The organism is Cupriavidus pauculus (genome assembly GCF_008693385.1).
GTDB lineage: Bacteria > Pseudomonadota > Gammaproteobacteria > Burkholderiales > Burkholderiaceae > Cupriavidus > Cupriavidus pauculus_D.
This window is the reverse complement of the sequence record NZ_CP044065.1, coordinates 2563755-2586936: the sequence shown is the minus strand read 5'-3', so window position 1 is coordinate 2586936 and position 23182 is coordinate 2563755. Positions and strand designations below refer to the sequence as shown.

The window sequence follows — 23182 nt, the reverse complement described above, 5'->3', positions numbered from 1 at the left end:
GCGACGCGGGGAAGTGATGCTTCCCGACCGCGCGATTGCTCCAGCGCGAGCAGCGCAACCGCGATCGCGATTATCCACAGCGCCGCACAGCGCGTTGCCGTTTATCCAGAACTTCTGTGGATAACTTTGTGAACAATGCGGGGGTGCGCGCCGTAAGTCGTTGACGCGTAAGCGTTTCTCTTACATTGCCTATTTTTTGCCTTGGACGGAAAAGGCATAAGAATCAAAGAGTTGTACGGAGACAAGCGGGTTACGAGATCAAACGGGTCGCGTGAGGTGTGCCTCTTGACAGAGCGGTTATGCTGTGGACATGTCAATTTCACGCCGCCCGCGCGGCAGTGGACCATGCCCGACTTTCCGAACGTTCCCCGCGCAACGCCGTCCAACGCCTCGGCTGGCGGCCGTGAAGTGATTGCGGTCAGCGAGCTCAACCACGCGATTTCGTCGGTGCTCGAGCGCACATTTCCGCTTGCCTGGGTGCGTGGCGAAATCTCCAATTTCACGCGGGCCGCCAGCGGTCACTGGTATTTCTCGCTCAAGGACGCCCGCGCGCAGATTCGCTGCGCGATGTTCCGCGGCCGCAACCAGCATGTCGATTTCTCGCCGCGCGAAGGCGAAGCGGTGGAAGTGCGCGCGCTGGTCTCCATGTACGAGGCGCGCGGCGAACTGCAGCTCGGCGTGGAGGCGATGCGCCGCGCGGGGCTCGGCAATCTCTACGAAGCGTTCCTGCGGCTCAAGGAAAAACTTGCACAGGCGGGGCTTTTCGCGAATGAACGAAAGCGCCCGATTCCCACGCATCCGCGCTCGATCGGCGTGGTCACCTCGCTGCAGGCGGCCGCGATGCGCGACGTGCTGACCACGCTGCGGCGGCGCGCGCCGCATGTCCCTGTCATCGTGTATCCGGTCCCCGTGCAGGGCGCGGGCGCGGCCGATCGCATCGCCGCGATGCTCGATGCCGCGAGCGCGCGGGCCGAGTGCGATGTGCTGATCCTGTGCCGCGGTGGCGGGAGTATCGAGGACCTTTGGTCGTTCAACGAGGAAGTGGTGGCGCATGCGATCGCGCGCAGTGCGATGCCGGTGGTGTCGGGCGTGGGGCATGAAACCGATTTCACGATTGCCGATTTCGTCGCCGACGTGCGCGCGCCCACGCCGACCGGTGCCGCCGAACTGGTGAGTCCCGACCGCGCGCATCTGCTGCAGCTCGCGCGCCGCGCGCAGGACGCGCTGCGCCAGTGCATGGCGCGGCAGCTGGATCGCCGCGCCCAGCATCTGGACTGGCTCGCGCGCCGGCTGCGCAGCCCGCAGGCGCAACTGCAGGAGCGCCGCGCGCGCGTGGACAATCTGGCCCGACACTTGCGTGCGGCATTACGCGACACGGTGACCGTGCAACGTCACCGCCAGCAGGTGCTGGCCATGCGCTGGCGCGCGTGCATGCCCGATGTGGCCCGCGCGCGCACCGACCTCGGCCGCCTGTCCGCGCGGCTCGCCGCGGCCGCCAACCGACAGCACGAACGCGCCGGCGCGCGGCTTGCCCGCGCCGCGGGTGCGCTCGAGTTGCTGGCACCGCAGCGTACGCTGGAACGCGGTTACGCGGTGCTGATCGACCAGCGCGGCCACGCGCTGCGTTCGCCGCAAGAGATGCGCGCCGGCACCATTGTGGAGGCGCATCTGGCGGAGGGCGTGGCCGATGTGGAAATCGCCGGTGTACAGGCCAAGCTCGCGACCTTTTGATGACGCATGGGAATGCGTACCGCGCGGGCGAGGACAAACTAGCATGAGTCCAGGGGGCTTTCCGCCTGCGTTTGCGCGGGTCTGGCAAGTCACCTACAATCGTCAGTCCCCACCTATAAACAACCCGCAGAGACCGAACAATGGAACACGCACTTCCTCCGCTGCCGTACGCGCATGATGCCCTCGCTCCGCACATCTCCAAGGAGACGCTGGAGTTCCACCATGACAAGCATCACCAGACCTACGTCACGAACCTGAACAACCTGATCAAGGGCACCGAGTTCGAGAACGAGTCGCTGGAAAACATCGTCAAGAAGTCCTCGGGCGGTATCTTCAACAACGCGGCCCAGGTCTGGAACCACACCTTCTACTGGGAATCGCTGAAGCCGAACGGCGGCGGCGCACCGACCGGCGCGCTGGCCGATGCCATCAACGCCAAGTGGGGTTCGTTCGACAAGTTCAAGGAAGAATTCACGAAGGTCGCCGTCGGCACCTTCGGTTCGGGCTGGGCCTGGCTGGTCAAGAAGGCCGACGGCTCGCTGGACCTGGTGTCCACCTCGAACGCCGCCACGCCGCTGACCACCGACGCCAAGGCCCTGCTGACCTGCGACGTGTGGGAACACGCGTACTACATCGACTACCGCAATGCCCGCCCGAAGTACGTCGAGGCATTCTGGAACGTCGTGAACTGGGACTTCGCCGCGAAGAACTTCGCCTGAGCCCTGTTCCATCGCAAAAAAGCCCGCGAAAAGCGGGCTTTTTTGTTTTTGGCGAGGCGTCATGCACGTTTCGCACTGACTGCCATGGTGCCGTGATACCGTCTCGGTTTTGCGTTTATCGACGGAGCCTTTCCCATGCCATCCGCCATCGTCGAATCCGGCTATGGTTCCGATCCGGTCGGGCTGGTCAGCGGTTATCTGTTCGTGCCGGGCGAGCCCGCGCGCGAGATCGACTCGCATCGGGCCATCGCGTGGCTGCATGGCGACCCGGCGGGTGAAGGGGCGGGCTTTCTCTGGCTCCATTTCAATCTTTCGAACAGCGCCTGCGAACGCTGGATGAAGAGCCAGCTTGGCCTGTCCGAGGATTTCTTCGCCGCGCTGCGGCAGGGGTCGCATTCCACGCGTATCGAGCGGCAGGACGACGCCCTGCTCGCGGTGGTCAACGACGTGATCTACAACTTCGGCGTGTCATCGACCGATATCTCGACGCTGTGGGCCAGCGTCGATCATCGCGTGCTCGTGACCGCGCGGTCGCGTCCGCTGCGGTCGGTGGACCGGCTGCGCGAGGCGGTGCGGCGCGGCGAGCGGTTCCGCTCGCCGCTCGACCTCGTCGTGCATTTGCTGCGCGACCAGGCCGATGTGCTCGTGCAGATCGTCCGCGAAACCGGCATCGGCGTCGATCGCATCGAGGATCAGCTGCTGTCGCAGCGCCTTCATGGCAATCGTTCGGAACTCGGCGCGATGCGCCGCGGCCTCGTGCGCCTGCAGCGGCTGCTGGCCCCGGAACCGGGGGCGTTGTTCCGCCTGCTCAACCGTCCGCCCGCATGGCTGCAGGACGGCGACCTGCGCGAGCTGCGCGAATCCACCGAGGAGTTCTCGCTCGTGCTCAGCGATCTTGCCGCGCTGGTCGAGCGCATCAAGCTGCTGCAGGAAGAGATCGCCGCCAAGCTTAACGAGCAGACCAACCGCACGCTGTTCACCCTGACGCTGGTAACGGTACTGGCGCTGCCGATCAATATCGTCGCGGGCTTCTTCGGCATGAACGTGGGCGGCATTCCGCTGGCCGACCATCCGCACGGGTTCTGGGTGCTCGTGGTCGTCGTGGCAAGTTTTACCGCACTCGCGGGGCGGTGGGCGTTCCGCAAGCAGCAGGCCGGCGGTTAGCCCGCGCTTTCACGTAATTGCAACGGAGGCGGCGTAACATGTTTGGCCACACGGCCATGAGCCCAGCATACCGGAGCGTAGCAAATGAACCCCAACGATGAAGCCCTGATTCGGCGCATTCACCGCGAGGTGGCCGACTACTACGACGAGGAACTCGAGCTCGAACTCGAAGACCGCGACCCCAGCGTGGTGCAGGCGATTCTCTCCGGCCACGGTGCCGAGAACGGCGGCGTCGCGGGCGACGACGAGGAGCGCGCGGAACGCCAGATGTACTTCCGCGAGCTGTTCCGCCTGCAGGGCGAGCTGGTCAAGCTGCAGAGCTGGGTGCAGGCGACGGGCCACAAGGTGGTGATCCTGTTCGAGGGGCGCGATGCCGCGGGCAAGGGCGGCGTGATCAAGCGCATCACGCAGCGGCTGAACCCGCGCGTGTGCCGCGTGGCGGCACTTCCCGCGCCGAACGACCGCGAACGCACGCAATGGTATTTCCAGCGCTACGTATCGCATCTGCCGGCCGCCGGCGAGATGGTGCTGTTCGACCGCAGCTGGTACAACCGCGCGGGCGTGGAACACGTGATGGGGTTCTGCACGGACGAGCAGTATGAAGAATTCTTCCGCTCGGTGCCGGAGTTCGAGCGCATGCTCGTGCGCTCGGGCATCCAGCTGATCAAGTACTGGTTCTCGATCTCGGACGAAGAGCAGCATCTGCGCTTCCTGAGCCGGATCCACGATCCGCTCAAGCAGTGGAAGCTGAGCCCGATGGATCTCGAATCGCGCCGCCGCTGGGAAGACTACACGCGCGCGAAGGAAGTGATGCTCGAGCGCACGCATATCGCCGAGGCGCCCTGGTGGGTCGTGCAGGCCGTGGACAAGAAGCGCGCGCGCCTCAACTGCATCCACCATCTGCTGCAGCAGATGCCGTACGTGGAGCCGCAACAGACGCCGATCGTGCTGCCCGAGCGCGAACGGCACGCCGACTATGTGCGGCAGCCCGTGCCGGGCCAGATGATCGTGCCGGAAATCTACTGACGCGCCTACTGACGCGCGAGACTCGGAAACGCCTGCTGCATGGTCTGCACCACGCCGGTCATCGCCGCGTCGTAGCCCGGCAACGCATCCACGCGCTCGCGGAACGAGCGGCTCTTGAGGGCCTCCACCGCTTCGGCGAGCGCGGGGCTCTGCAGCATTTTCTGTTCGATGGCGAAGAAGTAGCGCTCCTTGAGCACGGGCACGAACTCGAGTCCGAAGCGCCGCGCCGCCGTCTCCACGCCGAAGCCCACGTCGGCCATGCCGCTGCCGATATACGCGGCCACGGCCGCATGCGTGAACTCGCCGTTGCTGAAGCCCTCGATGCGGTTCGGATCGATGCCGCGGCGCGCCAGCATCAGGTCCAGCAGCAGCCGCGTGCCCGATCCCGGCTGGCGATTCACGAAGCGGACGTCCGAGCGGACGAGGTCCTCCAGCGAATGGACGCCGAGCGGATTTCCCGGCCGCACGAACAGCCCCTGCGTCCGGACCGCAAGGTGGATCAGGCAATGCGTATCGGGGCGCAGCCAGCTCGTGATGCGCCGCACCATATCGTCCTCGAGATCGCCGATCGGCACGTGGAACCCCGCGATATCGCATGCATGTTCCGCGAGCGCCGCCACGGCCTCAAGGCTGCCGCAGTACTTGAGGTCGTGCCGCACCTTGTGCTCGTCGAGGAAGTCGCGCAGCGCGGCCACCGCGAAACCGTGGCTCGCATGCAGGCGCACGGCCGGATCGGATGCCACCATCAGCTTTTTCAGCTCGATCTCGAGCTCGGACGCCAGGCTGTCCAGCGTCGGCGAGAGGCGGGCCGCAATCCGCTTGCTTGCCCATACCAGCTGTTGCGCCATCGGCGTCAGCGTCGACCCGCGGCCCCGCGTCTTGGCGATCAGCGCGCCGCCGAACAGCGTCTCGGCATCGCGCAGAATCCCCCAGGCGTAGCGGTAAGACAACGATATCGCCTCCGCCGACTGGGCGATATTGCCCGTGGACTCGATATGGCCGAGCAACGCCACCAGACGCGAGACATCGAGCGCGGGCGCGGGCCCGGGCGCCGCGTCGTCGCGGATCTGCAGATGGGGGAGGATCGAGATGCGAAGCATATGCGCAAAATAGCATATTGATGGGGCTGAAACACGGGCCTATAGTCGCACAAACGGGACAAGTACCTGAAATGCAGTCCCGGAATATGAAAAAAAGAGCCTATATGCGGCTGCACGGCACGACCCAATGAGGTGGCTGGCGGACGCAACGGCGCGCAGGAGACAAGCCACGCGCGCCGGGCCATGACGACACAAGAGCACGGAGACGCCATGCCAGAAACCGTCACCCCCACAGACAATGCAGCGGTCAGTGCCGCGCGCAGGCTGGATGCGATCGCGCAGATCGTTTCCGCGCGCCGCGACATGCCCGGCGCCTTGCTGCCCATCCTTCATGAACTCCAGGACGTCCATGGCTACGTGCCCGCCGAGTCGGTGCCCGTCATCGCGCAGGCGCTGAACCTGTCGCGCGCCGAAGTCCATGGCGTCATCACGTTCTATCACCACTTCCGCGAGCATCCGGCCGGCCGACACGTCGTGCAGGTGTGCCGCGCGGAAGCGTGCCAGTCGGTGGGTGCCGACGCGCTCGTGACGCACGCGGAGCGCACGCTCGGCTGCGGCATGCACGAGACCACGGCCGATGGCGCATTCACGCTCGAGCCCGTGTTCTGCCTCGGGCAGTGCGCGATCGGCCCCGCGGTGATGATCGATGACCGGCTGCACGGGCGCGTGGATGCCGCGCGCTTTACGCGATTGATCGAAGGGCTGCGCGATGCCATGCGCGCCGAACGCCAACAGGCCGCGGAGGCAAGCGCATGAGCACCACCATCTTTGTTCCGCGCGACTCCACCGCGCTCGCGCTCGGCGCCGACGAGGTGGCCGAGGCGATTGCACGTGAGGCCTCGACGCGCGGTGCCGACGTCCGGATCGTGCGCAACGGCTCGCGCGGGATGTTCTGGCTCGAGCCGCTCGTCGAGGTGAAGACCGATGCCGGCCGTATCGGCTATGGCCCGGTCTCGGCGGACGACGTGCCCGCACTGTTCGATGCGGGCCTGTTGCAGGGCGCCACGCACGCACTGTCGATCGGCGTGGTCGATGACCATCCGTTCCTGAAGAAGCAGGAGCGCCTGACTTTCGCGCGCGTCGGCATTACCGATCCGGTGTCGCTCGACGACTACATCGCGCACGAAGGCTATGCGGGCCTGACGCGCGCGCTGACGCTGCAGCCCGCGCAGATCGTGCAGGAGGTGCTCGACTCCGGCCTGCGCGGACGTGGCGGCGCCGCGTTCCCCACGGGCATCAAGTGGAAGACCGTGCTGGCCGCGCAATCGCCGGTCAAGTACATCGTCTGCAATGCCGACGAGGGCGACTCGGGCACGTTCTCCGACCGCATGGTCATGGAAGATGATCCGTTCATGCTGATCGAGGGCATGACTATCGCGGGCCTGGCCGTCGGCGCGGAGCAGGGTTACATCTACACGCGTTCGGAGTACCCGCACGCGATCGCCGCCACCGAGGAAGCGATTCGCGTCGCCACTGCCGCAGGCTGGCTCGGCGACGATATCCGTGGCAGCGGCCGCCGCTTCCATCTCGAAGTGCGCAAGGGCGCGGGCGCCTATGTCTGCGGCGAGGAAACCGCGCTGCTGGAAAGCCTCGAAGGCAAGCGCGGCGTGGTGCGCGCCAAGCCGCCGCTGCCCGCGATCGAAGGGCTGTTCGGCCAGCCGACCGTGATCAACAACGTGATCTCGCTTGCAACGGTGCCGATCATCCTCTCGCGCGGCGCGGCGTACTACAAGGACTTCGGCATGGGCCGCTCGCGTGGCACGCTGCCGTTCCAGCTTGCCGGCAACATCCTCCAGGGTGGCCTCGTCGAGAAGGCGTTCGGCATCACGCTGCGCGAACTGCTCGTCGATTACGGCGGCGGCACGCGCTCGGGCCGGGCGATTCGCGCGGTACAGGTGGGCGGCCCGCTCGGTGCCTATCTGCCCGAGTCGCGCTTCGACGTCCCGCTCGACTATGAAGCGTATGCGGCGTTCGGCGCGGTGGTGGGCCACGGCGGCATCGTCGTGTTCGACGAGACCGTCGATATGGCGAAGCAGGCGCGCTATGCGATGGAGTTCTGCGCGATCGAATCGTGCGGCAAGTGCACGCCGTGCCGGATCGGCTCGACGCGCGGTGTCGAGGTGATGGATCGCATCATGGCCGGCGATCAGCCCGTGAAGCACGTGGCGCTGGTACGCGACCTGTGCGACACGATGCTCAACGGCTCGCTCTGCGCGATGGGCGGCATGACGCCATACCCGGTGCTGTCCGCCCTGAACGAATTCCCGGAGGACTTCGGCCTGTCGCCGAAGCCCGCGCGCGCGGCGTAGGCCGCCATCCTTCGCGCCCATCCCACAAAACACAAGATCGGGAGACATCCCTTGAACGCTCGAAACGAACTGGATTACGGTACCCCGGCCAGCGAATCGGAGACGCAGGTCACGCTGGAGATCGACGGCGTGAACGTGACCGTGCCGGCCGGCACCTCGGTGATGCGCGCTTCCATGGAAGCCGGGATCGCCGTGCCCAAGCTGTGCGCGACGGACTCGCTCAAGTCGTTCGGCTCCTGCCGTCTGTGCCTCGTGGAAATCGAAGGCCGCCGTGGCTATCCGGCCTCGTGCACGACGCCGGTGGAAGCGGGCATGAAGGTGCGCACGCAGAGCGACAAGCTCGGCGACCTGCGCCGCGGCGTGATGGAGCTCTATATCTCCGACCACCCGCTTGACTGCCTGACCTGCCCGACCAACGGCAACTGCGAACTGCAGGACATGGCCGGCGCGGTGGGCCTGCGCGAGGTGCGCTACAACGACGGCCACACCAACACCCCGGCCATCGCCACGCACACGCATCTGGAGAAAGACGAGTCGAATCCGTACTTCACGTACGACCCGTCGAAGTGCATCGTCTGCAATCGCTGCGTGCGCGCCTGCGAGGAAACGCAGGGCACGTTCGCGCTGACGATCTCGGGCCGCGGCTTCGAGTCGCGCGTGGCCGCGGGCACGAGCCAGCCGTTCATGGAGTCCGACTGCGTGTCGTGCGGCGCGTGCGTGCAGGCCTGCCCGACCGCGACGCTGACCGAGAAGAGCGTGATCCAGCTGGGCCAGCCTTCGCACGACAAGATCACCACGTGCGCGTACTGCGGCGTGGGCTGCTCGTTCAAGGCCGAGATGAAGGGCAACGAGGTCGTGCGCATGGTGCCGTACAAGGACGGCCAGGCCAACGATGGCCACGCATGCGTGAAGGGCCGTTTCGCGTGGGGCTATGCCACGCACAAGGACCGCATCCTCAAGCCGATGATTCGCGCGAAGATCACCGATCCGTGGCGTGAAGTGTCGTGGGAAGAGGCGATCGGCTACGCGGCTTCCGAATTCAAGCGCATCCAGGCCAAGCACGGCAAGGATTCGATCGGCGGCATCGTATCGTCGCGCTGCACGAACGAGGAAGACTACCTCGTGCAGAAGCTCGTGCGCGCCGCGTTCGGCAACAACAACGTCGATACCTGCGCGCGCGTGTGCCACTCGCCGACCGGCTACGGCCTCAAGACCACGCTCGGCGAATCGGCGGGCACGCAGACGTTCCGCTCGGTGGCCAAGTCCGACGTGATCATGGTGATCGGCGCGAACCCGACCGACGGCCACCCCGTGTTCGCGTCGCGCATGAAGCGCCGCCTGCGCGAGGGCGCCAAGCTGATCGTCGTCGATCCGCGCCGCATCGACCTCGTGAGCTCGCCGCATATCCGCGCCGACTATCACCTCCAGCTGCGTCCCGGTACCAACGTGGCGGTGGTCACGTCGCTCGCGCACGTGATCGTGACCGAAGGCCTGCTGGCCGAGTCGTTTATCGCCGAGCGTTGCGAGGACGTGGCGTTCCAGCAATGGCGCGATTTCGTGTCGCTGCCCGAGAACTCGCCGGAAGCGATGGAAGCCGTGACGGGCGTGCCGGCCGACCAGATGCGCGGTGCCGCGCGCCTGTACGCGACCGGCGGCAATGCCGCGATCTACTACGGGCTGGGCGTGACCGAGCACGCACAGGGTTCGACGACCGTGATGGGCATCGCCAACCTCGCGATGGCCACCGGCAATATCGGCCGCGAAGGCGTGGGCGTGAACCCGCTGCGCGGCCAGAACAACGTGCAGGGTTCGTGCGACATGGGCTCGTTCCCGCATGAACTGCCCGGCTATCGCCACGTGTCCGATACCACCACGCGCAATCTGTTCGAGAGCGCATGGGGTGTCGAGATCAACCCCGAACCGGGCCTGCGCATTCCGAACATGTTCGAGGCCGCGCTGACGGGCAGCTTCATGGGCCTGTACTGCCAGGGCGAGGACATCGTCCAGTCGGACCCGAACACGCAGCATGTGTCCGAAGCGCTGTCGTCGATGGAATGCATCGTGGTGCAGGACATCTTCCTGAACGAGACGGCCAAGTACGCGCACGTATTCCTGCCGGGTTCGACCTTCCTCGAGAAGGACGGCACGTTCACCAATGCCGAGCGCCGCATCTCGCGCGTGCGCAAGGTCATGCCGCCGAAGGGCGGGTACGCGGACTGGGAAGCGACGATCCTGCTGTCGAACGCGCTTGGCTATCCGATGCACTACAACGATCCGTCCGAGATCATGGACGAGATCGCGCGCCTGACGCCGACGTTCTCGGGCGTGAGCTACAAGAAGCTCGACCAGCTGGGCAGCATCCAGTGGCCGTGCAACGACGACGCGCCGACGGGCACGCCGATCATGCACGTCGATGGGTTCGTCCGCGGCAAGGGCAAGTTCATCATCACCAAGTACGTGGCCACCGACGAGAAGGTCAACCGCAAGTTCCCGCTGATCCTGACGACGGGCCGTATCCTGTCGCAGTACAACGTCGGCGCGCAGACGCGGCGCACGCACAACGTGCACTGGCATGACGAGGACCGTCTGGAGATCCATGCGCACGATGCCGAGGAGCGCGGCATCAAGGATGGCGACTGGGTCGGCGTACAGAGCCGCGCGGGCGAAACCGTGCTGCGCGCGATCGTGAGCGACCGCATGCAGCCGGGCGTGGTCTACACCACGTTCCACTTCCCCGAGTCGGGCGCCAACGTGATTACCACCGACAACTCGGACTGGGCGACCAACTGTCCCGAGTACAAGGTGACCGCGGTGCAGGTGATGCCGGTGGCGCAGCCGTCCACGTGGCAGCGCAACTACCAGGACTTCAACGACCAGCAGCTGGCGCTGCTGCGCGCGGCGAGCGAACCCAACCCGGCGTCCGCGGAGTAACGGCCATGCATATCGAGAACCTGATCAAGATGGCCAACCAGATCGGCAGCTTCTTCGAGGCGATGCCCGATCGCACCGAGGCCATTGGCGATATCGCGAGCCATATCAAGCGATTCTGGGAGCCGCGCATGCGCCGCGCGCTGCTCGCGCACGTCGATGCCACCGAGGGTGGAGAAGGGCTGGATCCGATCGTGCGCGAAGCCATCGCCGCGCATCGGGCCAGCCTGGAGCCGGCGCCGGTGGCCGTGGCTTCCTGAGCCGTTACTTCTTGAAGGCGTAGAGCAGCTGGAGGATCACGAGGCTGAACACCGTCGCGACCACGGCCGTCATTTCGCGGCCGAGGCCGCAGGCGACGCCGATTGCCGCGACGGTCCAGATGCTCGCGGCGGTCGTCAGGCCGCGGACATCGCTTTCGCTGACGTCGTCCTTGCTCGCCTGCTTGATGATCGCGCCGGCGCCGATAAAGCCGATGCCGGCCGTCAGGCCCTGCAACACGCGGCTCATATCGGCCAGCGGCACGCCGGCCTGAAGCGGGACCAGCACGAACAGCGCCGACCCGAGCGCGACCATCATATGCGTGCGGAGGCCGGCCGCCTTGCCGGCCGCTTCGCGTTCCCAGCCAATCAGGCCGCCGAGCGCCACCGCGAGCGTAAGACGCAGCAGCAGGCGCGTCAGCTCCTTGATATTCGGGACGTCGGCGAATTCGGCCCGGATCGTGCTGTAGATATCACCCCACACACCTTCCATGATCTGGCTCCCGCAGTTGCGATGCCAGACGCTAGCATGGGCGCATGACTGTCCGCAGTCGGGCGCGCGCTGACACGCACTGACACGCGCTGACACGTTGCGGGGAAGGGGACCGGTGCGCGCGCTAGCGCAGCCGCAGCGGCTCGAGCAGCGCGGCGTCGTACTGGCCGCGCGTGATGCGACCGAGCTCGAGCATGCGCAGCAGGATATAGCTCTGGCGCTGGCGTGCGCGGCGCGGGTTGACCACGGGATTGTTGGCCGACGGCGCCTTGGGCAGGCCGGCGAGCATCGCGCATTCGGCCAGCGTGAGCTGCGCCACGGGCTTGCCGAAATAGGTCTCGGCGGCCTCGCCGAAGCCGTACGCGCCCTGGCCCAGGTAGATCTTGTTGAGATACAGCTCGAGGATCTCGTTCTTGCTCAGCGCGCTTTCGATGCGGTAGGCGAGCAACGCCTCGTAGAGCTTGCGCGTGTACGTCTTCTGCCGCGAAAGGAAGAAGTTGCGCGCCACCTGCATCGTGATCGTCGATGCGCCCTGCGACAGTTCGTCGGAGAGGTTGGCGATGCCGGCGCGCATCACGCCTACATAGTCGATGCCATCGTGGATGTAGAAGCGGTCGTCCTCGATCGCGACCACGGCTTCGGGCAGCGTGGGCGGGAACTGCGCGAGCGGCACGTATCCGGGCGAGGCGCGGAACGCGGTCAGCGCGTCGAGCGACGGCAGCTGACGGCTGGCCATGATCACGGTGAACGCGATCAGCAGCGCCCCGCCGACGATGGCGAGCAGGACGAACTTGACGAAGGCGGACCAGAGACGTTGCATGGGCCACATTGTGCCATCACCCGGTGCTGGCTTATCCGCGCGGCGTCTCGACGCCAACGGTCCGTGCAAGCTTGTCGAGGTTCTGCCAGATGCGATCGTCGATCTCGAGATGCGTCGCCGCCGCGGCGCGGCACGCGGCTTCGTACTCGCCCGGATACTGGACGCGATCGAACCCCGGCGCGGTGGGCGTGGCCTGCAGGTACTCGATAAACGATTCCACCTCGGCGCTTTGCCACGGCAGACCGAGATCGAGCTCGGGGTTCAGCAGCACCGCGAAGAGGTTGTTGGTGGCCACGCCGCCGGGCGGCGCATCGGGGCGGATGGTGCCGCCACCGGACAGCACGCCGGCCAGCAGTTCCGCCACCACGCCGAGCGCATAGCCCTTGTGGCCGCCGAACGGCAGCAGGGCGCCGGGCGGATCGGCGAACATCACGCTGGCGTCGGTCGTCGGATTGCCGTCGGCATCGATGATGCTGCGCTCGGGCGCCGGCTCGCCTTTTTCCGCCAGCACGCGGGCCTTGTTGAGCGCGATCGCGCTTGTCGCGATATCGAGCACGAGCGGCGGCCGGCCATTCGGCATCGGGCCCGCGAAGCACAGCGGATTGGTCGTCAGGCGCGCGACGCGGCCGCCGAACGGCGCGACCATCGGCGGGCGGTTGATCACGTTGGTGAAGCACAGCAGCACGCAGCCTTCGGCGGCGACCATTTCGCCGTAATGGCCCATGCGGCCGAGATGGTGCGACTGGCGCAGCGTGACGAGGCAGTGCCCGTGCTCGCGCACGCGCGCGATCGCGGTGGCCATTACGGCCTTGCCCACATGCTGGCCGAAGCCGCCGTGGCCGTCGAACACCATCAGCGAGCCGCGGTCCATCACGCATTCGGCGCGGCCCGTGCGATTCACGGTGTTCGCCTCGAGCGCCGTGCGATAGCTCGGCAGGATCGAGAGGCCGTGGCTGGCATAGCCGCAGCGGTCCGATTCGACGAGGTGGTGGGCGACGTCGTCGGCAATATCGGCGGGGACGGACTGCGCGACGAGGATGTCGCGCGCGAAGCGCTGGGCGCTGGACAGCGAGATCTGCATGGGGGCCTCCCGTCATCGGATGCCCCTCCATTATGGAAAGCGGCGTTCGGCATGCCAAGCCGGCGGCGCACGATCGGTTTGATTCCGGTCAGATTCTGTCCATTTGCGGGCGCGGCGGGCATTCGCGCTACCATCGCAACCATTCTTCGACAGAACTCTCCGACACCCATCATGCTAGAACTCGAAGGCGCGATCTGGTTCCGGGCCGGTGCCCGCGAGTGGGGCGGCAAGGATCGCATCGCCCTGCTGGCCGCGATCGGCGAACAAGGCTCGATCACCGCGGCCGCGCGCGCGGTGGGGCTCAGCTACAAGGCCGCGTGGGATGCCATCGACGCGATGAACAACAGCGCCGGCGAGCCGCTCGTGGCCCGCGCGGCAGGCGGCAAGGGCGGGGGCGGCACGCGGCTCACCGATCGCGCGGAGCAGCTGATCCGCACCTATCGCACGCTCGAGGCCGAGCACCGGCGCTTTGTCGCGTGGCTCGGCGCGCAGGCCGAGACGGGCACGCTCGGCGGCGATGTGGCAAGCGGACAGGACCTCGAGCTCATGCGGCGCTTCACCGTGCGCACGAGCGCGCGCAACAAGCTGTTCGGGCAGGTGGAAGCGGTCCGAACAGGCGCGGTCAATGACGAGATCACGCTGCGGCTGCCGGGCGGACAGGCGATCGTCGCCACGATCACGCGCGAGAGCACCGAGACGCTCGAGCTCGCGCCGGGCGTGGAGGCCTTCGGGCTGATCAAGGCGTCATCGGTCCTGATCGGCCTGCCCGATCCCGAGGGCAGGCTGTCGGCGAGCAACCAGCTGCCGGGCGTGGTGTCGCGCATCGTTCCCGGTGCGGTCAACGCGGAAGTCGTGCTTGCGCTCGACGGCGGCGGTACCGTGGCGGCGATCGTGCCCGGCACGGCCATCGGCGATCTGGCGCTGGCCGAAGGCGCGCGCGCCATCGCGATCTTCAAGGCATCGAGCGTGATCGTCGGCACGCTGTAGAATGCGCGGCTCTGTTGGCGAAGGAGTTCCCGCATGGCACGCAATATCGAGATCAAGGCCCGCATCGACAGCGTCGAGGCCGTGGCGCCGCGCGCGGCGGCCCTCGCGCAGCACGGCCCCGAGCGCATCGAACAGGACGATACGTTCTTTCCATGCGCGAATGGACGTCTGAAGCTGCGCGCGTTCGATGCGTCGCGAGGGGAATTGATCTTCTACGCGCGCCCGGACCAGACCGGGCCGAAAGAGAGCTTCTACATCCTGTCGCCGACGGCGTCGCCCGACACGCTGCGCGCGGCACTCGCCGCCGCGCATGGCGAGGGCGGCCGTGTCAGGAAGGTGCGCACGCTGTTCCTCGTCGGCCGTACGCGCGTGCACCTGGACCGCGTGGAGGGGCTCGGCGACTTTCTCGAACTGGAAGTGGTGCTGGCCGATGACGAAGCGGCCGAGGCGGGCGTGGCCGAAGCCCATACGCTGATGGATGCGCTCGGTGTCGATCGCGCAAGGCTGATCGACGGCGCGTATGTGGACCTGCTGCGCGCGAACCGCTGACCCGGGCGCGGTCTAGCGGGAAGCCGGCAGGGCGGCCGGATGCGCGAGCAGGAAGTCCCGCACCCGCGACGCCACCATCTTGAGATCGTTGTCCGAGCCGATCATGTGACTGCACCACGCGTCGTACCAGCGCGTTCCTGATGCCATAGGGCGGCCGTTCCTCGACCTTCATGTACCCGCGCGCACGGGTGTGCGCGATCGCTTACGCGAGTTCCGTGCCGACGGGCAGTGGCGTCGGGCGAGGGGGGGTGGCGTAGCCGCCGGCAACGATGCGGCCGTCGCGGACTTCCAGCACATGATCGGCCAGAACCTCGACGTCCTCGGGGTCATGGGAGATCACGACCATCGGCACGTCGAGGCTGCTCTGCAGCGCGCGCAACTCGTTGCGCATATGCGCGCGCAGCGCGGGATCGAGCGCCGAGAACGGTTCGTCGAGCAGCACGGTGTCCGGTTGCGCAACCAGCGCGCGCGCAAGGGCCACGCGTTGCTTCTGGCCGCCGGAGATCTGCGACGGATACTGGCCCACGATCTCGCGCAGGCTGAATGCATCGATCCAGCGGTCCGCCTGCGCATAGCGCGCGCGGCGCCGCGGATTGCGCCAGCCATGCTCGAGACCGAAGGCGATGTTCTGCGCGACGGTCAGGTGCGGAAACAGCGCGTAATCCTGGAAGAGATAGGCGACGCGGCGCTCCTGCGGCCGGACGTCGATGCCCGCTTCGCTGTCGAACAGCGTGCGGCCGTTCAGCACGATGCGGCCGCTATCGGGCGCGAGCAGCCCCGCAATCGCGCGCAGCGTCAGGCTCTTGCCCGCGCCGGACTGGCCGAACAGCGCGATGCGCCGGCTGTCCGATGTGAAGTCGATATCGAGCGCGAACTCGCGGTCGCCCGAGGTCATGTGCTTGCGCAGCGAGACATGCATGCTCATGGGGGGCTCACTTGGGGACGGCAGGCGACGCGGCCTTGCGCGCGCGGGCGCGGAAGCGCCGGGGTTCGTAGACGTCGGAGGCGCCGCGCGCGACGGGCGGCACGAGCCGGCCGGCGGCGACCAGCAACACCACGCAGGTGACCGAGGTGATCAGCACGAGCAGATTGGCCGTGTTGTCGTCGCCGGCCTGCACCGCTTCGTAGATGGCCACCGAGAGCGTCTGCGTGCGGCCGGGCAGGTTGCCCGCGATCATCAGCGTGGCGCCGAACTCGCCGAGCGCGCGCGCGAACGCGAGCAGTACGCCCGCGATGATGCCGCGCGCCGCCATCGGCAGCGTGACGCGGAAGAAGATGCCTGCCTCGGAGACGCCGAGCACGCGCGCGGCGTTCTCGAGCTGATGATCGACCCCTTCGAAGGCCGCGCGGGCGGACTTGAGCACGAGCGGGAATGCGACCACGGTCGAGGCGAGTACCGCGCCCTGCCACGTGAACACGAGTTCGATGCCGACGGACGACAGCCATGCGCCGAACACCCCGCGCCGGCCCACGAGCACGAGCAGGTAGTAGCCAAGCACGGTCGGCGGCAGCACGAGCGGGAGCGTCAGGATGGCGTCGACGACGTCGCGCGCCGACGAGCGCCAGCGCGCGAGTGCGTACGCCGCGGCCACCCCGAGCACGCTATTGAGCAGCGTGGCCCATCCCGCCACCTTCAGCGACAGCAGCAGCGGAATCCAGACGGCATCCATATCGGCCTCGTCGATGCGTTCGGATCAGGGCTTCAGGAAGCCATAGCGCGCGAGCACGGCCTGGCCATCGGCCGACAGCACGTAGTTCACGAACGCGTTGGCCGAGGCGGCCTGCTTCGTCTGCGCGACGATCGCGATCGGGTACGTCACGGGCGTGCGGTTCGGCACGCGGACGGCGACCTTGACCTTGTCCGGCATCACGGTGGCGTCGGTGGCGAACACGAAGCCGGCATCGACTTCGCCGCGGGCCACGTAGTCCAGGCTCTGGCGCACATTCTGCGCGGGCACGCCCTTGGCGGCCACGGCATCCCACAGGTGTTCGGCTTCCAGCGCGCCCCTGGTGTAGCGGCCCACGGGAACCGAAGACGGGTTGCCATAGGCGATGCGCTTCACGTCGGCCCTGGTCAGGTCCTTGAGCGACGTGATGCCGAGCTTGCTGTCGCCGGGCACGATCAGCACGATCTGGTTCGCGGCAAAGTCCTTGCGCGAGGCGGGTTGCACAACCTTTTCGCTTTCGGCCCTGTTCATCGCATCCTGGTCGGCGGAGGCAAACACGTCCGCCGGCGCGCCCTTGACGATCTGCTGCATCAGCACGTCCGACGCCCCGAAGTTGAGCACCACCCTGGTGTCGGGGTGGGACTTCTCGAACTGCTCGGCCAGGGTCTTGAAGGCGTTCGTCAGGCTGGCGGCGGCCGACACCACGAGGTCGGCGGCAAAGGCCGACGGGGCGGTCAGGGTCAGGGCGGCAAGCGCGGCGGCGCCGATCGTCCGGCGCAGGAAGCGGGGCGTGGAAGGCATGGTTAGAGAAGTTCGGGCAGGGAAAATGACTCGGACGCCGCAGCGCGGCACATGCGCAATATAAGACGGTATATAACGATGGTCAATCCGACTTTGGTATCGGCTCCCGGGATCCGGCTTCCCTGCGCTATGCTGCGCCATCCCTTTTCACGGCGTCTGCCCATGACCTCCATCTATCTCGCCGGCTTCGACGTCTTCCGCAAGGATGCGGTCGACTACGGCAAGCGGCTCCAGGCGCTGTGCGCCGATCACGGCTTCACGGGCCTGTACCCGCTCGACCAGGCCGCGCCGGCCGGCATGACGGGCCCCGAGACCGCGCGGTGGATCTACGAGGCCAATATCGCGCTGCTGCATCGCGCGGATGCGGTAATGGCGAACCTCGACGATTTCCGGGGCCCCGGCGAGCCGGATTCGGGCACCGCATTCGAGGTCGGCTACGCGGTGGCGCTGGGCAAGCCGGTCTGGGGCTACGCGAGCGAGGCGTCCTCGCTGCGCGAACGCGTGACCGCGTCGATCGACGCCGATGGCGAGGCGATCGACGCGCGCGGCTATGTGGTGGAGGACTTCGGACTGTCGAAGAACCTGATGCTCGCGTGCAGCGTGACGCTCGTGCACGGGACGGCCGAGGATTGCCTGAAGGCCATGGCTGCGCAGCGGGGTGGCAGCGTCAGGGCTTGAGGCCGCTCAGCGCCGCCGCGATATCGTCGGCCGTGGTGCCGACGATCTGGCGGTACGCGCCCACAAGCCCCTCCACCTGCCCCGGCGCCGCCACCTCCGCCACCGTGCGGCCGCCCGTCACCCTGCCGTCGGGCAGGCGTCGCACGGTCCAGGCGATCGTGGCGTTCGCGCGCTGGCCCACATCGCCGTCCATCCGTACCACCTCGGTCGTGATGCGATAGACCGGTGCGACATCGGACAGCCCCTGCTGGTAGACATCCACCGCGCCGAGCCGCGCCTGCAACTGCTGCGACAGCGCATCGCGCATCTCGTCGGGGAGCGGCGAGGACCAGCGCGACAGGTCGAGCAGCTTCAGCTGGCCGTCTGCCCCGTCGCCCACCACGAGCTGCGCGCGATTGAGCCGCTCCGGCACGCGCACGGGCGCGACCTCGATCCATAGCGGCTCGGCCCGGGCAGGCGGCGCGGCGGGCACGGCATTGGCCGCGGACGCGGCCAGCGAGTAATAGCGCGGATCGGGCGACGCGCAGGCCGCAAGCAGCAGGGCGAGCGCGGCAACCATGGGCGCCGCGAGGCGACGTCCCGCACGGGGAACCGTCAGCGAACGTTGGATCATCATGGCTTCTCCGCCTTGCCGCGTAGCAGCGCCTCGGGATGGCGCTCGAGGTAATCGGTCAGTGCGCGCAGCGAAGCCGCCGTGCGCGTGAGTTCCTGCAGCATGCGCCGCGTATCCTGCTGCAGCGGCGCATCCGACGCGAGCGTGCCGTTGGCCGTGTTGAGCGTGCGCCGCGCATCCTGCAGCGCCGACAGGACCTGCGGCGCGACATCGCCCTGCAACTGCGCGACGAGCTTGTCGGCGTTGTCGAGCATGCGGTTCAGCGAGGCGAGCGTGGTGCGCACATCCTGGCCGATCTGGTCGAACGGCACCTTGTCGATCTTGCTGACGATATCGCCGAGCTTGGCCTGCAGTTCGTCGAACGTGCCCGGCGTGGTCGGCAGCTCGGGCATCGAGGCGTCGAGGTTGACCGCGGCCGGCGCCGCCTTCGGGAAGAAGTCGAGCGCCACGTAGAGCTGGCCGGTCAGCAGGTTGCCGTTGCGCAGCTGCGCGCGCAGGCCGCGGCGGATCAAGGTCTCCACGATCGTGCGCTTCTGCGCTTCCTCGGCGACATCGCGCTCGCGGAAGCCCATGCGCGAGGGGTAGAGCTCCACGACCACGGGCATGCGGAACGCCTTCTTGTCCCGCTGGTACTCGATCCCGATGGACCGGACCTGGCCCACCACCACGCCGCGGAAGTCCACGGGCGCGCCCGGCGAGAGCCCGCGCACGGACTGGTCGAAGTTCAGCACGGCCAGCGTCGGTGCGAGTTCCTCGGGCTCTTTCATCGCCTCGGACTGATCGCCCGCGAGCAGGAACTGCGTGTTCTCGGTGGCCACGGGCGCGCCGCCCGAATGGTCGGGCGCCTGGAACGCGACGCCGCCGAGAAGCACCGTGACCAGCGATTGCGTCTGCAGCTTGAGGCCCGTGGCATCGAGCTTGAGATCGACGCCGCTCGCATGCCAGAAGCGCGTATTGGCCGTGACGAGCTTGTCGTAGGGTTTGTCGATGAACACGCGCAGCGTGATGTCGCGGCCGTTCGGCTCGAGCTGGAACGCCACCACCTGGCCCACGCGCACGCGGCGGTAGTAGACCGGCGAGCCGATATCGAGCGAGCCGAGGTCCTGCGCGCGCAGCACGAACTGCTTGCCCGACGCATCGGTGGTCACCACGGGCGGGACTTCGAGCCCCGTGAACGCCGTCTTGCGTTCCGCGGACTTGCCGATATCGACGCCGATATACGCACCCGAAAGCAGCGTCTCCAGCCCCGACACGCCGCTGACCGCGAGCCGCGGCCGCACGACCCAGAAGCGCGTGTCCGCCACGGCAAAGCTGCTGGCGTCCTTGGTCAGGTCGATGCGCGCGATGACATGCGAGCGGTCTTCCGCCAGCCGCACGGCCTTGACGAGTCCGATCTCCACATCCTTGTAGCGCACGGGCGTCTTGCCGGGCGTCAGCCCCTCGGCCGTGCGGAACGTGACATCGATCTCCGGCCCGCGCGACATGATCGTATTGACGAGCAGCGAGATGCCGACGATGGCGGCGACGATCGGAATCAGCCACACGAGCGAAGGCAGCCAGCGCGAGCGGCGGCGCCGGGCAGGGTAGGGCAGGCCCGAAGGAGACGCGGGCGGCGGCGGAGGCGGCGGAGGAAGTTCAGTGTTGTCGGGCATCGGTGTGTTCCGTCGGTTCCAGCGAATCCCACAGCAAGCGCGGGTCGAAGCTCAGCGATGCGAGCATGGTCAGTACCACCACGGAGCCGAACGCGAGCGCTCCGGGGCCTGGCACGATGGTGGCGAGCGCGCCCGCGCGCACGAGCGAGGCCAGCAGCGCCACCACGAAGATATCGAGCATCGACCAGCGGCCGATCAGTTCGACGAGTCCATACAGCCGCGTCTGCTGGCGGATGCGCCAGGTCGTGCGCAGGCGCACCGAGACCAGCAGCATCGTCAGGATCATCATCTTGAGCAGCGGCACGACGATGCTCGCGATGAGCACCACGCCGGCCAGCAGATGCGAGCCGGACAGCCACAGATAGATGACGCCCGAGAAGATCGTGTCCTGCTGCGTGCCGAGCAGCGACTGCGTGACCATCACGGGCAGCAGGTTCGCGGGGATGTAGAGGATGAAGGCGGCCAGCAGGAACGCCCAGGTGCGCGCGAGGCTGGCCGGCTTGCGATGATGGAGCGTGGCGCCGCAGCGCGGGCACGGCTCGCCTTCGAGCGCGCGCGGGCTGAGCTGGTCGCATGCGTGGCACGAGACGAGCCCGAGCGACGTGGCCGTGGGCACGCGCGCGAGCGGCGTGCTCTCGTCGTCGTCGGTGATTCCCGCCACGACGCCGCTTGCCAGCCGGCGCGAGCGCTCCAGATGCTGTCTCATGTGGTCTCGCCCTCCGCGCCGGGCTCGGGCTGCTCGAGGTAGTCCCACAACGCGCGCGGGTCGAACGAGAGCATCGCGGCCAGCACGGCCACGAGCGCGCCGAACGACCACAGCGCGATGCCTGGCAGCACCTGCGCCATCGTGGAAAGCTTCACCACGGTCACGAGCACGCCGATCATGAACACTTCGATCATGCCCCATGGCCGCGTCTGGCGAATGCCGCGCACGATGCGGTCGAAACCGGGCGGCATGCGGCGCTGCGCCATCGGTATCAGCAGGTAGCACATCATGAGCATCTCGGTGAGCGGAAACACGATCGTGGTGGCCAGCACCAGCGCGGCCACGAGGTCCATGTTGTCGCCATGCAAGGCTTCCACGGCGCCCAGCAGCGTCGTCTGCGTGCGCACGCCCTGCAGGTCCATCTCAACGATCGGATACGAATTGGAGATGAGGAACAGGATCAGCGCCGTGATCACGAGTGGCAGCAGGCGGCGGTATGCGCGCCGGTTCTCGCGGTAGAGCGCGCCACCGCAGCGCAGGCACTGCGCGCGCTCCCCCGGCGCGAGCGTCTCGCGCGCGTACACCGCGTCGCAGTATTCGCACGCGATCAGCTGGCTCAGATCGCGGGGGACCTGCGGGGAGGCTTCGCGCTGGGTGGGATCCGTCATGCGTCCGGCGTCAGTCGCGAGGGCGGCGCGGCGGTGACGGCCGTCACCGGCGTTGCCACCTGCGTGCCGATGGTCCAGTCGCGCAGCAGCGCGTAGGCCACCGCGAGCACGGTCGGGCCGATGAACACGCCGAGAAAGCCGAACGCCAGCGCGCCGCCGAGCACGCCCATCATGATCCAGATCAGCGGCAGGCCCGTGCCCTTGCTGATGAGCAGCGGCTTGATGATGTTGTCGGCCATGCCGACCACGGCCACGCCCCAGACGACCATGAAGATGGCCCAGCCCGTCGCGCCCGAGTGATAGAGCCAGAGCGCGGCCGGAATCCAGATCAGCGGCGGGCCGACCGGGATCACGGAGAGGAAGAACGTGATGAAACCGAGGATGGCGGCGCCCGGCACGCCCGAAATCCACAGGCCGATGCCGGTCAGCACCGCCTGCACGAACGCCGTGCCGAGCACGCCGTAGACCACGCCCTTGACCGTGCTGCCCGCGAGCGCCAGCAGATGGTCGGCGCGCTCGCCCGCGATGCGGCGCATGCCGCCGCGCAGCCATTCCACGGCCAGTTCGCCGCCGGTATAGAAGAAGAACGCGAGCACGATGGACAGCGCCAGCTGGCCCAGCCCCGCGCCGATGGAGAGGCCCGCGCCGAGCAGCACGTGGCCGACCGGCGCCACGAGCTTGCGCAGGTTCGCGAGCATTTCCGAATCGGCGTTGACTACCTGGTTCCACGTGTTCTGCAGATAGCTGCCGACGTAAGGCAGGCTCGACAGCCACTCGGGCAGCTGCGGCACGCCGCGCTCCTTGTAGCGCTCCACCAGCGCGGTCAGGTCATCGACGTGCGCGGAGAAGCTCGCGCCGGCGTAGACGAAGGGGCCGAGCACGATCACGGCCGCCAGCAGCACGCAGACCAGCGCGGCGATGCCGCGGCGGTTGCCGAGCCAGCGGGTCAGCACGGAATAGGGGTACCAGGAACTGAACGCGAGGATCGCGCCCCATAGCAGCGCCGTCGCGAACGGCGCCAGCACGACCAGCGAGCCGCCGATCAACAGGATCAGCGCGAAGACCGCGGCGAGCTTTTCAATCAGTTGTCCGGAACTCATCGGGCAGATCTCCTCGGCGGCCGTGTGACGGAAACGCCGTAAGCATAGCGGAAATCGATGCGCGCACCGTGACGAAGCGTGCCCGTCGGGGGCGGGGCGGTGCCTTGATGAGAGTTATAGGCGACGGAGGTGG

At 67.5% G+C, this 23182-nt stretch carries 24 protein-coding genes; 11 read left to right on the top strand and 13 right to left on the bottom strand.

The annotated features are described in order from the left end of the window. Positions 1-345 precede the first annotated feature (345 nt). The 4 genes from xseA to ppk2 all read left to right on the top strand — a co-directional run bounded on the left by xseA (position 346) and on the right by ppk2 (position 4640). A complete protein-coding gene (gene xseA, locus FOB72_RS11830; RefSeq protein WP_150372692.1) occupies positions 346-1731 on the top strand; it encodes an exodeoxyribonuclease VII large subunit in 1386 nt (461 codons plus the stop codon). 140 nt (positions 1732-1871) lie between these two features. Continuing rightward, positions 1872-2450 (top strand): superoxide dismutase [Fe], encoded by a 579-nt coding sequence (gene sodB / locus FOB72_RS11825; RefSeq protein ID WP_109581967.1) that lies wholly within the window; start codon positions 1872-1874, stop codon positions 2448-2450. A 135-nt stretch (positions 2451-2585) separates the two neighbouring features. Next, complete coding sequence (locus tag FOB72_RS11820; protein ID WP_150372691.1) at positions 2586-3614, top strand: transporter; 1029 nt, start codon at positions 2586-2588, stop codon at positions 3612-3614. 84 nt (positions 3615-3698) lie between these two features. Beyond that, entirely contained in the window at positions 3699-4640 is a 942-nt protein-coding gene (ppk2, locus tag FOB72_RS11815) for a polyphosphate kinase 2 (protein ID WP_150372690.1), read from the top strand. Between the two features lie 5 nt (positions 4641-4645). Here ppk2 and FOB72_RS11810 read toward each other — a convergent pair whose 3' ends face one another. Next, on the bottom strand, positions 4646-5740 hold the full coding sequence (locus FOB72_RS11810) for a helix-turn-helix transcriptional regulator (protein ID WP_150372689.1): 1095 nt from the start codon (positions 5738-5740) through the stop codon (positions 4646-4648). Positions 5741-5950: 210 nt separating this feature from the next. Here FOB72_RS11810 and FOB72_RS11805 point away from each other — a divergent pair, with 210 nt between their 5' ends. The 4 genes from FOB72_RS11805 to FOB72_RS11790 are packed head-to-tail and all read left to right on the top strand — an operon-like array spanning position 5951 to position 11237. After that, a complete protein-coding gene (locus tag FOB72_RS11805) occupies positions 5951-6496 on the top strand; it encodes a formate dehydrogenase subunit gamma (RefSeq protein WP_150372688.1) in 546 nt (181 codons plus the stop codon). Next, positions 6493-8049 carry a formate dehydrogenase beta subunit gene (locus tag FOB72_RS11800; RefSeq protein WP_150372687.1) on the top strand — a complete coding sequence of 519 codons (1557 nt, stop codon included), beginning with the start codon at positions 6493-6495 and terminating at the stop codon, positions 8047-8049. Before FOB72_RS11805 ends, FOB72_RS11800 begins: the two co-directional genes overlap by 4 nt. A gap of 51 nt (positions 8050-8100) precedes the next feature. After that, positions 8101-10980 (top strand): formate dehydrogenase subunit alpha, encoded by a 2880-nt coding sequence (fdhF, locus tag FOB72_RS11795; RefSeq protein ID WP_150372686.1) that lies wholly within the window; start codon positions 8101-8103, stop codon positions 10978-10980. Between the two features lie 5 nt (positions 10981-10985). Further along, the gene (locus FOB72_RS11790; protein WP_150372685.1) at positions 10986-11237 is read left to right on the top strand and encodes a formate dehydrogenase subunit delta; all 252 of its coding nucleotides are present in this window, start codon (positions 10986-10988) and stop codon (positions 11235-11237) included. Positions 11238-11241: 4 nt separating this feature from the next. Here the strand turns inward: FOB72_RS11790 and FOB72_RS11785 are convergent, their stop codons facing one another. The 3 genes from FOB72_RS11785 to FOB72_RS11775 all read right to left on the bottom strand — a co-directional run bounded on the left by FOB72_RS11785 (position 11242) and on the right by FOB72_RS11775 (position 13628). Continuing rightward, the gene (locus FOB72_RS11785; protein WP_150372684.1) at positions 11242-11727 is read right to left on the bottom strand and encodes an MgtC/SapB family protein; all 486 of its coding nucleotides are present in this window, start codon (positions 11725-11727) and stop codon (positions 11242-11244) included. A gap of 124 nt (positions 11728-11851) precedes the next feature. Then, the gene (locus FOB72_RS11780; protein WP_150372683.1) at positions 11852-12547 is read right to left on the bottom strand and encodes a transglycosylase domain-containing protein; all 696 of its coding nucleotides are present in this window, start codon (positions 12545-12547) and stop codon (positions 11852-11854) included. 31 nt (positions 12548-12578) lie between these two features. After that, a complete protein-coding gene (locus FOB72_RS11775) occupies positions 12579-13628 on the bottom strand; it encodes an Ldh family oxidoreductase (RefSeq protein ID WP_150372682.1) in 1050 nt (349 codons plus the stop codon). A gap of 171 nt (positions 13629-13799) precedes the next feature. On the opposite strand from FOB72_RS11775, the gene FOB72_RS11770 reads away from it, so the two are divergent. Then, the gene (locus FOB72_RS11770) at positions 13800-14615 is read left to right on the top strand and encodes a TOBE domain-containing protein (RefSeq protein WP_150372681.1); all 816 of its coding nucleotides are present in this window, start codon (positions 13800-13802) and stop codon (positions 14613-14615) included. Positions 14616-14648: 33 nt separating this feature from the next. Then, positions 14649-15164 (top strand): class IV adenylate cyclase, encoded by a 516-nt coding sequence (locus tag FOB72_RS11765; protein ID WP_150372680.1) that lies wholly within the window; start codon positions 14649-14651, stop codon positions 15162-15164. A gap of 12 nt (positions 15165-15176) precedes the next feature. On the opposite strand, the gene FOB72_RS32790 is transcribed toward FOB72_RS11765, so the two are convergent. The 4 genes from FOB72_RS32790 to modA are packed head-to-tail and all read right to left on the bottom strand — an operon-like array spanning position 15177 to position 17632. Continuing rightward, a complete protein-coding gene (locus FOB72_RS32790; RefSeq protein WP_263364721.1) occupies positions 15177-15311 on the bottom strand; it encodes a hypothetical protein in 135 nt (44 codons plus the stop codon). A gap of 55 nt (positions 15312-15366) precedes the next feature. Further along, entirely contained in the window at positions 15367-16089 is a 723-nt protein-coding gene (locus tag FOB72_RS11760) for an ATP-binding cassette domain-containing protein (protein WP_150372679.1), read from the bottom strand. Between the two features lie 7 nt (positions 16090-16096). Then, positions 16097-16834 carry a molybdate ABC transporter permease subunit gene (gene modB, locus FOB72_RS11755; RefSeq protein WP_150372678.1) on the bottom strand — a complete coding sequence of 246 codons (738 nt, stop codon included), beginning with the start codon at positions 16832-16834 and terminating at the stop codon, positions 16097-16099. A gap of 24 nt (positions 16835-16858) precedes the next feature. Next, positions 16859-17632 carry a molybdate ABC transporter substrate-binding protein gene (gene modA / locus FOB72_RS11750; protein WP_150372677.1) on the bottom strand — a complete coding sequence of 258 codons (774 nt, stop codon included), beginning with the start codon at positions 17630-17632 and terminating at the stop codon, positions 16859-16861. Positions 17633-17794: 162 nt separating this feature from the next. On the opposite strand from modA, the gene FOB72_RS11745 reads away from it, so the two are divergent. Continuing rightward, entirely contained in the window at positions 17795-18310 is a 516-nt protein-coding gene (locus FOB72_RS11745) for a nucleoside 2-deoxyribosyltransferase (protein WP_150372676.1), read from the top strand. Here FOB72_RS11745 and FOB72_RS11740 read toward each other — a convergent pair. From FOB72_RS11740 to FOB72_RS11720, 5 genes are read right to left on the bottom strand one after another with little or no spacing between them, the layout of a single operon-like run. Beyond that, entirely contained in the window at positions 18300-18869 is a 570-nt protein-coding gene (locus tag FOB72_RS11740) for a membrane integrity-associated transporter subunit PqiC (protein ID WP_411859831.1), read from the bottom strand. The two genes, FOB72_RS11745 and FOB72_RS11740, sit on opposite strands and share 11 nt — an antisense overlap. A gap of 53 nt (positions 18870-18922) precedes the next feature. After that, the gene (locus tag FOB72_RS11735) at positions 18923-20575 is read right to left on the bottom strand and encodes an intermembrane transport protein PqiB (protein ID WP_150372674.1); all 1653 of its coding nucleotides are present in this window, start codon (positions 20573-20575) and stop codon (positions 18923-18925) included. Continuing rightward, positions 20559-21281, bottom strand: a complete 723-nt coding sequence (locus FOB72_RS11730; RefSeq protein ID WP_150372673.1) for a paraquat-inducible protein A — start codon at positions 21279-21281, stop codon at positions 20559-20561. The genes FOB72_RS11735 and FOB72_RS11730 overlap by 17 nt, the downstream gene beginning before the upstream one ends. Continuing rightward, on the bottom strand, positions 21278-21949 hold the full coding sequence (locus FOB72_RS11725) for a paraquat-inducible protein A (RefSeq protein ID WP_150372672.1): 672 nt from the start codon (positions 21947-21949) through the stop codon (positions 21278-21280). The genes FOB72_RS11730 and FOB72_RS11725 overlap by 4 nt, the downstream gene beginning before the upstream one ends. After that, a complete protein-coding gene (locus FOB72_RS11720; protein WP_150372671.1) occupies positions 21946-23049 on the bottom strand; it encodes an AI-2E family transporter in 1104 nt (367 codons plus the stop codon). The genes FOB72_RS11725 and FOB72_RS11720 overlap by 4 nt, the downstream gene beginning before the upstream one ends. Positions 23050-23182 lie beyond the last annotated feature (133 nt).

Bases quoted from the DNA above. Each gene is read 5' to 3' on its own strand.
- FOB72_RS11770 (WP_150372681.1), top strand. From the start codon at position 13,800: ATGCTAGAACTCGAAGGCGCGATCTGGTTCCGGGCCGGTGCCCGCGAG.
- FOB72_RS11725 (WP_150372672.1), bottom strand. From the start codon at position 21,949: ATGACGGATCCCACCCAGCGCGAAGCCTCCCCGCAGGTCCCCCGCGAT.
- FOB72_RS11765 (WP_150372680.1), top strand. From the start codon at position 14,649: ATGGCACGCAATATCGAGATCAAGGCCCGCATCGACAGCGTCGAGGCC.
- FOB72_RS11780 (WP_150372683.1), bottom strand. From the start codon at position 12,547: ATGCAACGTCTCTGGTCCGCCTTCGTCAAGTTCGTCCTGCTCGCCATC.
- modB (WP_150372678.1), bottom strand. From the start codon at position 16,834: ATGGATGCCGTCTGGATTCCGCTGCTGCTGTCGCTGAAGGTGGCGGGA.
- xseA (WP_150372692.1), top strand. From the start codon at position 346: ATGCCCGACTTTCCGAACGTTCCCCGCGCAACGCCGTCCAACGCCTCG.
- FOB72_RS11720 (WP_150372671.1), bottom strand. From the start codon at position 23,049: ATGAGTTCCGGACAACTGATTGAAAAGCTCGCCGCGGTCTTCGCGCTG.
- FOB72_RS11775 (WP_150372682.1), bottom strand. From the start codon at position 13,628: ATGCAGATCTCGCTGTCCAGCGCCCAGCGCTTCGCGCGCGACATCCTC.
- FOB72_RS11745 (WP_150372676.1), top strand. From the start codon at position 17,795: ATGACCTCCATCTATCTCGCCGGCTTCGACGTCTTCCGCAAGGATGCG.
- FOB72_RS11800 (WP_150372687.1), top strand. From the start codon at position 6,493: ATGAGCACCACCATCTTTGTTCCGCGCGACTCCACCGCGCTCGCGCTC.
- FOB72_RS11730 (WP_150372673.1), bottom strand. From the start codon at position 21,281: ATGAGACAGCATCTGGAGCGCTCGCGCCGGCTGGCAAGCGGCGTCGTG.
- FOB72_RS11790 (WP_150372685.1), top strand. From the start codon at position 10,986: ATGCATATCGAGAACCTGATCAAGATGGCCAACCAGATCGGCAGCTTC.
- FOB72_RS11805 (WP_150372688.1), top strand. From the start codon at position 5,951: ATGCCAGAAACCGTCACCCCCACAGACAATGCAGCGGTCAGTGCCGCG.
- FOB72_RS11820 (WP_150372691.1), top strand. From the start codon at position 2,586: ATGCCATCCGCCATCGTCGAATCCGGCTATGGTTCCGATCCGGTCGGG.
- FOB72_RS11760 (WP_150372679.1), bottom strand. From the start codon at position 16,089: ATGAGCATGCATGTCTCGCTGCGCAAGCACATGACCTCGGGCGACCGC.
- ppk2 (WP_150372690.1), top strand. From the start codon at position 3,699: ATGAACCCCAACGATGAAGCCCTGATTCGGCGCATTCACCGCGAGGTG.
- sodB (WP_109581967.1), top strand. From the start codon at position 1,872: ATGGAACACGCACTTCCTCCGCTGCCGTACGCGCATGATGCCCTCGCT.
- modA (WP_150372677.1), bottom strand. From the start codon at position 17,632: ATGCCTTCCACGCCCCGCTTCCTGCGCCGGACGATCGGCGCCGCCGCG.
- FOB72_RS32790 (WP_263364721.1), bottom strand. From the start codon at position 15,311: ATGGCATCAGGAACGCGCTGGTACGACGCGTGGTGCAGTCACATGATC.
- FOB72_RS11785 (WP_150372684.1), bottom strand. From the start codon at position 11,727: ATGGAAGGTGTGTGGGGTGATATCTACAGCACGATCCGGGCCGAATTC.
- FOB72_RS11735 (WP_150372674.1), bottom strand. From the start codon at position 20,575: ATGCCCGACAACACTGAACTTCCTCCGCCGCCTCCGCCGCCGCCCGCG.
- FOB72_RS11810 (WP_150372689.1), bottom strand. From the start codon at position 5,740: ATGCTTCGCATCTCGATCCTCCCCCATCTGCAGATCCGCGACGACGCG.
- FOB72_RS11740 (WP_411859831.1), bottom strand. From the start codon at position 18,869: ATGGTTGCCGCGCTCGCCCTGCTGCTTGCGGCCTGCGCGTCGCCCGAT.